Here is a 10,901-nt window from a genome sequence, read left to right as displayed (position 1 = left end):
TGCATTCATCGGCTCCGTAATGCATCTCAGGGCATCCTCGATGACCAAAACATCTCGGCTATGTATCGTGCGGATGGGGTGCCCCCATATTTCCTTCCCCGTATAGACTTGCACGGCTTCAGCTTCTCGGTAGACTTCTCGCAACGCCGATAGATGGACAGTGTTTGGCTCTTCGAGATATTGCTTGATTACCTGAACAGCCTTGCCAGCGATCTCTTGATAGCGACTCCAATCTGCTGGTTGAGTATATTCCGGGCAAGGGCTGGCCTGCATTTTCTGGAAAGTGTTTTCAGCCAAAAATGCTACAAACTGCGCTGCCACATCAGGGTCTTTACAGAGGTTTTTGAGGCTGGTGAGCCGCGTGATAGAAAAATACTTCGTTGTTCCATCGCGTAACGCCTTGGCTGTCGCAATGAATTTGTGTATTTGCGGCCGTATTCTTTGTGTCATGCTGTCCTTGTCGAGCGAAGCACCCAACGATCAGCAATTCCAAATATAGCCTTTTCGGAAGCAGAATCGCCACTGTGAGCCTCGAAAGACCGGAGTTTCTGACCCGTAGCAGCCTCGTGATGGGATACGGACCCACTTCTTGGAAGCTGTTCGGTTCAAATTTGGAATTGCTGCCCAACGATCACGTTCAGCCGCGTTGCGAAGCGCAGCGGAGCAACGTCGGCTGCAACCCGGAGTTAGCCGTCCGTTTATCCAATGGTGGCAAGGATGTACTCCATCCTTCGCTGCTTGCACCACATCTCCGCCGCCTTGCGCTTGCGCTGCACGTCGTTGGAGTCTATCCGGCTGGGGTCTTTCACCTCAATGACCGCCTTTATACCGTCTTCGTACTCCACGAGGAAGTCAGGCACATAGCGTCGCTGGTGCTTCTGGCCGTCAATCCAGGGGATGGTGATGCCGTGTCGTTTCATCCACTTGACGACATGCGGATCGCGTTCCAGGCGTTCCATCATCCGCCGTTCGAGGTCGCTCTGGTACTTCTCGAAGCTCCAGGGGCTTTTCTTCGGATTCTCGTATGTGCCATGAATACTAATTGCCATATTCGATGATCCCCGCTATCAGTCCTGGGATGGCTACGACCTTCGCCTGCACCTGCCGGAGCATTTTCCAGGCGAAATCCACATCCGCGCGTTCGGCCAAGCCAAGCGAAGAGCCGCTGAGGAATTTCGCCCGGACATGATGGAGCAAGGCGCTGTAGACCTGGTCCTTGAACGTCGCGGCATAGCCCGCTTCAACGGTCAGGGCTTCGGCCATGTCAAGCAGTCCCGCCTTCACAGCCTCGCGTACAGCTTCATCCGAGACTTGCGCTACCACGCCACCGGGGATGCTTTCGTCGGGCGCGGAATGGATTGTCTTCCAGCCTTGGCCGCCCAACTCCTGCCCAACCACCCCTACAATGCCGACCTTCGTAATCTCAACCACCGTCGGATCGTATTCGATCGCATCCAACGCCTCTCTCCAGTTCTCCAGCGGCTTCGGCGGCGGAGCGATGTCGCCCACATCAAACTCGCCGTCATCCATCACCGACGGATCAACCGGTGGAACGTCAATCACCAAGTCGGGCTTCTCCAGTTCCTGCTTCGGCGGCGGGGGCGGCAGGTCTTCGGTCTCGTCGAACTGGTCGTCAATCAAAACGCCGGTGCGCTTCTTGGCGTTGAAGATGTCCCACAGCCATTGGTGCTCCAGCTTGGGATGATCCACCACCGCGCAAATCTGCGGCTCTGTCGGATCGACGCCCTTCACCCGCACGCGGCGCAGTCCGCGCCCAATGACCTGCTGTCCATAGACCTTGCTGCCGAACTTGCGGAGGAGCAGGATGGTGCCCACCTCCGGCACGTCCCACCCCTCGCGCAGCATCAGCACGCTGACCACGGCGCGGTATGGCTTGCCGCTCTTTTGCTGTTTGCCGAGTTCCCGCGCTTTTTGTCGGTCCGCTTCGTCGCTGTCTTCCGTAACCAGCAGCGTTTTGATCTTGAAATACTTGTTGAGCGTTTGCTCGGCCTTTTCCGCGTCCGCTTTGCACACCGCGACCACAAAGAGTATTGGCTGATAACGCCCCTTGGCGCGCCGTTCCTGTTCTTCCAAACGGCGCAGTGCGATCGCCATTTGCTGGCGCATCGGCTCGTCGTCGGTCACCCATTGCGTAGCATTCAGCCCCAGCCGATCTACCTCATCCCAGTCAATCTCCTCCACCTTGCGCCTTTCGCCAGTACGCGCATCGGTATAGGTCAGTTGCACAGTCCTGATGTCCGGCTGATAGACGACCGGCGTCTTGATGATGCTTTCGGCCAGCGCATCAGTTACGGTATATTCGTAAATCATGTCGCTGTCCGGGGCTTTGCCGTCGGCGCGATCGGGCGTTGCGGTCGTATCCAGGCGGAGGATCACATTCTCCCGCATACGCTGGAGCGTGGCATAGTACTCTGGAGCGGGCGAGTTGTGCGCCTCGTCGTTGAACAGCGCGAACTCCGGCCCGTTCATCAGCGCCGAAAGGTTGCTCTGCCCACTCTTGTTGCTCAGGTAGAACTGGTGGATGTTCCCCAAGATCACGCTGGCGCTGAACAGGCTCGCCCAGCCGCCTTCCTTGCCGCTGCCTAGCGTGGTGAGCACGAAATCCGCCTGACGCAGATTGCTCCAGACCGGCAGCAGATCGCGATCCTTGAAGACCTTTCCGCCCTCGAAGTCGTCTTCCAGACGGTCGCGCACGATCAGGTTGGGGCAAAGCATCACGAACTTCTGGACGTTGTGCGCGATGCGCAGCCATGCGATCACCGCCGCGATCACCGCCGTCTTGCCGCCGCCCGTTACGATATTCAGCAAGAATCCATCCGCGCCCAGTTCTGCTTTACCCAGAATCTCGTGGGCATAGATCACCCGCAGGAATGACTCCCACTGATGCTGCCAAAGCGTGCCCGGCCGCGGCGCCTGATCGTCGTCCGGCGACGTCAGAAACTCGATGTATGTGTAGGAGTCCACCTTCAGGCCCGGCAGCCCATCCCGCCGCCAGTCGCGGAAGTCGTCTTCATATTTTGCGAAGCGGTTGAACATGGCTCAGCTCACCTCGATCTCGCCGGTCCACAATCCCTCGCCGCCCATGTCATCCTGGACCTTGCAGGCGATGCGCTTCCTGCCCACCGTCGGGAACTCGTATTGCGTCTGGAGCGCCACCTCCTTCTTCCCTGTGCGCGCAAACGAGTACCCCGGCGTGCTCGTGAACCGCTTGTCGTAGTCGAAATCCCACTGCACGTTGATGATTTTCGCCCCGGTGTTCATCACAGCGGTCTCGCTCACATCGAACTTATAGGTGCGCGGCGCGATGCGCTTATGCCCCACCTCGACCTTGGGCGGTTGCACGAAGGTCAGGAAGTTCTCGTAATCGGCATTCTGGGTCGAAAGCCCGGTCACGTGCTCTCGGAAACGCGGCGAGTCAATGCGGATCATGTCCAACCGGATGAAGTTCAGGTCGGTCTGCTCCAGCCGCCGGAGCCGCTCCGCCGCCTCCAGCGCGTCGGGCCGGAACGCCCACGCCAGCATGATCCCGTCGCGCAGGTTGTCCTGCTTATAGCGCAGTGTCTTACGCATGGCGTTGGCGAACGCCTGTACGTCCGCCGCGGTCACGGCCTTCTTCTGATCCGGCTCGCCCACCCACACGGGGATCGCTCCCTTGTAGCCGTGGATGCCTTCCTCGCGCTCCTCGACCACCGCGCCAAAGGCGCGCAGGACGAAGGCCCGGAATTGATCGAGCGGGGCGTCGGCCAGCCGCCGCGCCTCATAGACACCCCAGTGCTCGATGGTGAAGTCCGGTATCGGCGTGGTCACGTGATCAAGTAGCAACTGTTCAGCCCCACGCGCCAGCCGGTCCGCCGTGATCGCCACCGCGACCCGTGACTGGTCGCAGGCGGTCCAGCGGCGACCCAGGCGCTGCGCCACCGCTGCCGTCGTGCCGCCACCACAGAAGAAGTCGGCGACCACGTCGCCTTCGTTTGAAGAGGCGAGGATGATGCGCTCTGTTAGTGGTTCAGGTTTCTGAGTGGGATACCCAATGCGCTCAGGGGAGTTGGAATTAATGCTCTCGAGGTCCCACACATCCTCTGGCAGTTTGCCCTCATCCAAGTAGTAGCGATAGATCTTCTTGCTTCCCGTGCCCCACGTTTCTCTATAGGGTCTGCCATTTTCGTCAATCCTTTTAACTCCCCCAAGGGTCTTAGGGTTTGCCTGGTACGGGGTCTTGACAGCATCCCCATTGAAAGTCCAATCCGATCTCGACTTGGTGTACCAGAAGATGATGTCATGCTTGCGCGGGAAAGTACTGCGAGACCGTCCGCCAATTGAGTATCGCCACACAATCTCATTCCTGAAACTCTGGTGACCAAATATCTTGTCCAACTCGGCTTTGATATAGTGGCTCGCGTGATGGTCGCAATGGACGTAGATGCTCCCCGTCTTCTTGAGCAGCCGCTTCATCTCGTAAAGCCGGGCGTTGAGCCAGATCAGGTAGCCGGGCATCCCGCCTTCCCAGATGTCGGAGAAGGAGCGCAGTTCGTTCTGGTCGCCGAAGATGACGTTGTATTGCCGCCCGGAGAAGAAGGGCGGGTCAATGTAAATCAGGTCAATGCTCTCGGTGGGCAGTTGGCGCATCACGTGCACGTTGTCACCCCAGAAGAGGCGGTTGGGTTCCAGTTCGGGATGGCCGAAGGAGACGCGCTCGACCACCTGGAAGGGCAGATAGACGGCGGGGTAGAGTTTGCGGAAGCCCCTGCGCCGATCCCAGCCCAACGGCTCCTTCTCGACCGGCACGCTGCCGAAGCGCGTCGGCGGTCGCCAGAACTCCTCTTGTGCGGGCAGCGCGTCCGCTCGCTCGTCCCGCTCCTCGACCTCCGGCGGCGCAATGAAATCACCCTTGACGGGGCCGGTCATCGGTTTGTCTTCTTCGTTGTTTCTCTGTGCCATCACATCGTTTCCTTCATCGGTGGCATCGCGCGTTCTGGGACGGCTAACGAGGCGGCGGATGAGCGGCGTCCGGCCTTCGATAAACCTCAGGGCAGGTTCCAGTCGCTTGTTCGGGCTTGCTCCGCTCGCGTCCGCCGAACAAGCGGCTGGCTTCAGCCGCGCGGCCCTTTGCGTCGGCTGCAAGCCCCTGGTTCGGTTTATCTTATCGCTTTCCTAATCGCTAAGACACTATCGCTTACTTTCCCGTCGCTCGTGAATTTATTCAGAAGTGCCTCAACAAGCAAACGGTCGCCATGGTCAGCACGGGGTCCTAGAGTGACTTCTATAGAATTGAGGGCAGCGTCATCGAGCCGAAGCTCGTAATAGTCTATGCCTGGATCGACTCCTCTTATGAAACTGGAAAGTACGTGATTAGTAAATCTTTCGACGAAAAGCGGGCTACCGATACCGCTAGATGGAACAGGAATAGAAGGAGTGACGAGTAAGGCAAATCGATACTCGTCTTGAAATGCCCAATAATCGTCTTTGGTCCTCGGCAACGAAGGCATGCTTCCAATCGTAAGCTTGGCTTGATTATCGAGGCTAACAGTTAACTTTACATTCTCTTTGTACACGGCAGACATGTCAGGCACATACGAAACCGGCCCTGCAAACATGCTTGGAGTGAGAAAAACAGGAAGAATGCAATATGTATCGCAAAACATCTCATCAAAAGATAGTAGAGAGATAATCTCCCCTTTATGTTCCATATTCCAGGAAAGAGGCGCTCTTAGCGGCGTCCTTTTAAATGGCATGTCCGGCAAGCCGATCCTTACCCCCTTCATATTTGGAGTGTACATGTTCCAGAGAGGAATATGCTCTTTGGGGGATTTCGTCCAACAGCTGACAAAGAAATATTTTCCGAACTCAATTCCTGCCACTGTCTGTGATTCGCGAACGTCATCAACCCTATCGAGGCGATTGAAGCGTATCTTTCCGCCTTCAAGGATCAATGCAAGCGAATGAATACTCGTGTAGTGATAGATCATATTTTTGTCTACCGAACGGCCTCCGGTTCACCCGCCCGCTCGCGGCCTTCAATACGAACTCCGGTGGTAGGACGCAAGCAACTCTCACAGCGCGCCATGGTGGTAGAGCGAGCAGAGCGAACGGGGCGGCGTGCAACAGGTGGTTAGACCGTCGCGTCGCGAGGCTCTCCAAGAGCCTCAAACGCCAGCGATGAACTCAAGAGTCCGCCTAGAATAGCTCTGCAATTCGGCCAACGTTGACTGGGACTTGCTGGGGCTGCCTTTGCCGTCATGATGGTATTTCTTGGAGTACTCGTTTATCGCGATAAGGTCGCTGAGTCTGGGCTGCATGCCAGCAAGCATGGCTGCCGCCGGCACCCCCTTGATCTGCTCGATGAAGTCACCCAACCACATGTCGGGGGCGAATGCGCCAGGAAAGCGCATACGCAGGTTAGCCTCGACCACTGGTCTCATCGCGCTTGCAACAGCGAGTTGATCGAGACCGTGGACACCTGTTACGCAGTCCGCAAGCAATCTGCAGCGGCGGAAGTACTCCGACTGCGTTGCCGCGCTGATGTCCCACTCCTCAATAACTGTGTCAACTCCGCTGACTCCGAGCCGTAGTGCTCCCTTCGGCTTGATTAGACGCTCCCACACGTCGACCGCAAACGTAGCATCATGCGTCAACACAATGACTTGCCGAGCCTTCCCCGCAATGTCTGCGATTTGCTCGCAGGTGTAAGCGCGCCGATGAGCGTCGAGGCTGGTCATCGGGTCATCAAGCACAACGATTTTGCTTTCGAGATCGTGATCGAGTTCGAGACGCGCGAGGAACAGGGCAAACGCGAGTGTACTGCGATCTCCATCGCTCAGAGTATTCCGGAAGCATGGCTCATGCGGCTTGGCCTTCGGCTGAGCAAGGTCGATGGGTTTTCCGTTCAGGAGGAGTTGGTACTCAGTGCGGGGCTTACCGCCAGAGTACGAGGTCTTGGTGCCGGTGATGCTGTACCCACAGCCACAGTTTGCAAGATGCTTGTTCAACGTGGCCTGATACTTGCTGAAGAGCTGCTCCGTGGCAGCATCGAGATCCTTCTTTGCGGTCTGCTTGGCACTTTCAGTCTCCTTCTTTTCGGCGCGGAGGTTTATGAGATCCTTACACATCGCGTCGACTGTTGGTTCATAGCGTTCCTTCACCAGTCTCAACAGTGCTAGCTGTCCTGCCACGGCCTGCAGGTTGACTTCGCCTGCCTGTTGCTTCAGGGCAACGACCTTCTTGTCGATTTCGGCGACCTGGGCGTTGTATTCCCGCAGACGCTCCAGTATCGACAAAACGGCGTCCAAGTCAGCTCGCTGGTCATCTGTCGGGAGCACAGGTGCGAGAACGTCCGCGTCCTTTTTGGCAAACAGGGCCCCTATCGTACTTACTGCTTTCAGCCAAACCTTCCGAAGGTTACCCAAGTGGTCAGCGCTCGGGGCATCGATGCCGTGACCCTTCCAGAAGACGCGGCGGGCACCATTGCTCGCAATCACGCCTTCGATTGCCACGAGTTTGGACTCGGCCAAGGCTTCTGAGAGTTGCCGCTTGGTGGTCGCTATGCGCACGCTATGCTGACGGTATAGATCACTGAAGACAACTCTGTAGTCGGCAACGAGGGAACTCGAAGTCGTGTCCAGCCCACAGAACGGGCACTCACTCTGATCTGAGAGATAGCCTATCCCTTCTTCAAGCCACCGCTTGCCTTCGGGATTGAGGCGTGCTGCGATGTGGTGCTGGACGCGCGCCTCCGCCTCCTCGGCAAAGGTGTCCAGAGATGCGGCGAGGACTACCAGCGCCTCGGCAATTGCCGCTTGTGGCAGAACAGCTGCTGCAAAGGTCTCGGCGCTCGCGATCTGGCTGCTTTGCTCTGCGACGCGGACCCGTGCTTCCTGGGCAGCGATCTTCTCGTCAATCATGGCATCAGGAGCGAGGGCTAGGAACTCGTCGATAGTGAGCATCCCACCAAGTTTTGCGCCAATCGGCGCTTCAAGTTCGGCGATCTCGGCATTTCGCTCGCGGATGGCAGCATCGAGCTTATCTACAGATTCCGCGAGGGCGACGTTCTGCGCGCCGAGAACGAACTTGTGCAAACAACGGCGGTGCTCAGGATTGATCACGTCGCCCGAATAGACGTTCTCGCTTATGAAGGTGGTGTCGAAGACCTCAATCTGCGCAACAGTGCTGTCCCATGCTGTGCCATTGAACGTGCGCGTGGTGTTGCCCTTTCCTAGGTCGAAGAGCAGCGCCGCAGAGGGCATTGCGGCGGAATCAATTGTGCGCCGCTCAAGTATGGGAGTCGGGTCTCCGCTTGCTACCGAGCGGAGGACAGCCGACAGGGATGTCTTTCCACGACCATTCTCGCCATAGATGACGGTAGCTCGCTGGAAGTTGGCGCCCTTCCGCGCGTTCCAACGCTGTATGAAGGTCAGATGGATGAGACGCAGCAGCATGACCGATCTCCCCACACAGTTCGTGTGATTCCGCCAGCGCAGTTGACTATGCTGCGGCGGTCTAACGACCCCGCCGCCATCTGCGCCCGTCAAGTCGAGCCAAGGTGCTGAGACGCACAGCCCATCAACTCAGCGCAAGGTGGTTAATCGCGCCCGCTCAGGGCGTCAGGTGGACGGCGCTGTTAGGTACCGCCCCCGGCTGCCCCACCACCCGCAACAGGCGACCAATGATTTTGTTGAGCCTTGCTTTATGCAAAATCTGCTTCCGTCAGAGCCTCGCGAATTAGCTCTGGAGCGTCTAACCGGATAGCAAAGTCAACGATCGTTTCACAACGAAGACCTGAGACTAGCGTAGTTAGTGCCGAAATCTTGCTGTCGCGTGTCCTACGCGAACGAAACACCGCCCAGGCAAGTGTCGTTGGGTCTTCATTTCGGAAAGCTGCCAAGTCATCAACTTCCAGTAGCCGCGCTATGAGTTCAGACTTCCTGTCACTGAGTTCCGCCCGGTCGTAGCGCTCCCGTGCCCATGTGCTGATTACTGGGTTTCTGACAGGATACAGAAGGAGCCGGTTGACCAAGTGCTCTGATTCTTCCCAATGTGACAAAAGCCAGGAGACATCGGCATCGTCAAGTTCTTGGTCTTTCACTAGACGACTGAGGCACCATTGCATTTCCTCCCGTGCCGAAAGAATCAGTTGGCGGTAGATCGCGAATAAATCGCGGACAGTCGTCGGGGACAAACGATGACCGTTTTCTTTTACGATGATCGCTTTCAGAACTTTAAGGCAATCGAAGACACGGAATCTTTGGGACGTATCCAAAGCCGTTCGGACGAGGCCCGCCAGGTAGGCGACCGTTCTGTCGTCGAAGGGCATTTGCCTCAATAAGTGTCGCCGCGAGTAGATCTCACGTACGCTGGGCACCAGGGCAGGAAGGCGCTCTGGCGGTTCGAAAAGCGCCAAGGCCTCCTCAAGATACAATCGGTCTTCGAGGTCTCGTTCCATGCGCTGGTTGCTCCCAAAGAGCCCAACGGTTGGTGTGAGCCGCGCCCATCCGCCCCCGCTGGCGAAACCCGCCTGAATCACCGACACCTGTGCGGGCAAGGCACGGTAGTTTAAAACGCAAGGGTGGGCGGCGGCGCCACACGATGTTGGGCGGCGGCCCACGGATGCGAACGGCCTGACTGACCCCCAACCCGGTGTATGGCCGCTTGAGCCACCCCAAAGCTGGGTGCTATACAGCCACAGCCGGTGTTTGTTCCGCCAGTTTTTGCTGTAGCCAGAGGTTCACCAGGGTCTCGATGCCCACGCCACGCCGCCGGGCCTGCTGCTCCACTTGGGTAAACAAGCTCACCTCAAGCGGTACTGCACAGGTGACCTGGAACTCCACGTCCGGCGCAGCGGTGTCAAAGTCGGTGAAGTCGTGGGTATCCCAGAACTCGCCCATCTTTTCCAGAGTATCCACCTTGGAAATGCTGCTTAGTCTATTTGCGTCCATAGGCTTTGCGCTCCCGCTTGCTCATATCACGCGCACTGATGATAATTGCTGTGGCTGTGACCGACTTGTATACAAAGAACACCGCCAAATACCGCCCCGCGAAGGTTTGTCCGAAGGCCACATACACATCCTCTCCTGGCGTGTGGCCTTTTTCCGCGAAGCGAATGCGCGGATAGCCGAGCAATACCTCCCGGGCCTCTTGGACGGTCACGTGATGCTCGGTTTCCAACTTGTCCGCGATATGGTCAGGACAGACGATGTGATCGATGCGCATATAACCTGAACTGTCTACCACACTCATTGCTCACGCATTGGATTGGAATGAGGTACATTGCCAGCTATGAATTGCCCATCTCGCCGCCCACGGCCTGCGTCAGCCACGTTGCGCCTGCCAGGACGTTGACAGTATACAGCTTCTTGACTGGACCGTCAACAGGTCGCCCCGGTAACATTATCATTTGACTTGACAGGCAGGTCGGATTGACGGGGATTCGGTAACAGCTCAGCCTGACGCACTCTCAGGGATTGGAAAGCTGCCTGAAGCTGAAAAGCGCCCGCAGGCGCTATGCCCCAAGTCGCTGAGGCGGCTTCACAAATTCAGACAGTAAACGTCGGCTGCACGCCATGTCAGGCGCGGGTTACTGCGCCTCAACTTCACTTGGGCCGATAGTCTGTTCTGCCCACACATAAACCGCCCGTGCCGCTTGGATGGCCCACTGATATTCTTCCTCCGTCACATCTTCGTAATCCCCAGGATACCGAAACATCACAGCATAACTGGTCAAACTCACAATCTCCTCCGCCTCCGGGGGCACTGACACTTCGGAAGGCAACCGGGTCATCAGATAATCAATGTTGTGAACCTTGCTGAACTCTACGCCACAATGAACCAGCACCGCCTTGATGCTTTTCTCTACGGCCTGTTGGGCATGAAAACACAACTCGTTGTAC

Annotated in this window: 10 protein-coding genes; all 10 read right to left on the bottom strand. The window is 57.3% G+C overall.

What is annotated here, in order from left to right:
- On the bottom strand, positions 1-477 hold a 477-nt coding region (locus CVT63_06305; GenBank protein PKQ27769.1), incomplete at its 3' end, for a hypothetical protein.
- A 221-nt stretch (positions 478-698) separates the two neighbouring features.
- Positions 699-1,049: a hypothetical protein gene (locus CVT63_06300; GenBank protein ID PKQ27768.1), complete on the bottom strand. Its 351-nt coding sequence runs from the start codon at positions 1,047-1,049 to the stop codon at positions 699-701.
- Positions 1,039-3,057, bottom strand: a complete 2,019-nt coding sequence (locus CVT63_06295) for a hypothetical protein (GenBank protein PKQ27767.1) — start codon at positions 3,055-3,057, stop codon at positions 1,039-1,041. Before CVT63_06295 ends, CVT63_06300 begins: the two co-directional genes overlap by 11 nt.
- A 3-nt stretch (positions 3,058-3,060) precedes the next feature.
- Positions 3,061-5,142, bottom strand: coding sequence for a hypothetical protein (locus CVT63_06290; GenBank protein ID PKQ27766.1), 2,082 nt, complete (start codon positions 5,140-5,142; stop codon positions 3,061-3,063).
- Between the two features lie 14 nt (positions 5,143-5,156).
- On the bottom strand, positions 5,157-5,987 hold the full coding sequence (locus CVT63_06285; GenBank protein ID PKQ27765.1) for a hypothetical protein: 831 nt from the start codon (positions 5,985-5,987) through the stop codon (positions 5,157-5,159).
- A 177-nt stretch (positions 5,988-6,164) separates the two neighbouring features.
- On the bottom strand, positions 6,165-8,453 hold the full coding sequence (locus tag CVT63_06280; GenBank protein PKQ27764.1) for a hypothetical protein: 2,289 nt from the start codon (positions 8,451-8,453) through the stop codon (positions 6,165-6,167).
- 248 nt (positions 8,454-8,701) lie between these two features.
- The gene (locus tag CVT63_06275; GenBank protein ID PKQ27763.1) at positions 8,702-9,538 is read right to left on the bottom strand and encodes a hypothetical protein; all 837 of its coding nucleotides are present in this window, start codon (positions 9,536-9,538) and stop codon (positions 8,702-8,704) included.
- A 148-nt stretch (positions 9,539-9,686) separates the two neighbouring features.
- Positions 9,687-9,950, bottom strand: a complete 264-nt coding sequence (locus CVT63_06270; GenBank protein ID PKQ27762.1) for a hypothetical protein — start codon at positions 9,948-9,950, stop codon at positions 9,687-9,689.
- Entirely contained in the window at positions 9,937-10,224 is a 288-nt protein-coding gene (locus CVT63_06265; GenBank protein PKQ27770.1) for a hypothetical protein, read from the bottom strand. Before CVT63_06265 ends, CVT63_06270 begins: the two co-directional genes overlap by 14 nt.
- Positions 10,225-10,588: 364 nt before the next feature.
- Positions 10,589-10,901, bottom strand: a 313-nt coding sequence (locus CVT63_06260; protein ID PKQ27761.1) for a DNA-binding protein, incomplete at its 5' end; no start/stop codon positions are given.

This window comes from Candidatus Anoxymicrobium japonicum (assembly GCA_002843005.1).
Classification (GTDB): Bacteria; Actinomycetota; Geothermincolia; order Fen-727; family Anoxymicrobiaceae; genus Anoxymicrobium; species Anoxymicrobium japonicum.
The sequence above is the reverse complement of the archived record's forward strand: the minus strand, read 5'-3'. Positions and strand labels throughout refer to the sequence as shown.

Bases quoted from the DNA above. Each gene is read 5' to 3' on its own strand.
- CVT63_06300 (PKQ27768.1), bottom strand. From the start codon at position 1,049: ATGGCAATTAGTATTCATGGCACATACGAGAATCCGAAGAAAAGCCCC.
- CVT63_06295 (PKQ27767.1), bottom strand. From the start codon at position 3,057: ATGTTCAACCGCTTCGCAAAATATGAAGACGACTTCCGCGACTGGCGG.
- CVT63_06285 (PKQ27765.1), bottom strand. From the start codon at position 5,987: ATGATCTATCACTACACGAGTATTCATTCGCTTGCATTGATCCTTGAA.
- CVT63_06280 (PKQ27764.1), bottom strand. From the start codon at position 8,453: ATGCTGCTGCGTCTCATCCATCTGACCTTCATACAGCGTTGGAACGCG.
- CVT63_06270 (PKQ27762.1), bottom strand. From the start codon at position 9,950: ATGGACGCAAATAGACTAAGCAGCATTTCCAAGGTGGATACTCTGGAA.
- CVT63_06265 (PKQ27770.1), bottom strand. From the start codon at position 10,224: ATGCGCATCGATCACATCGTCTGTCCTGACCATATCGCGGACAAGTTG.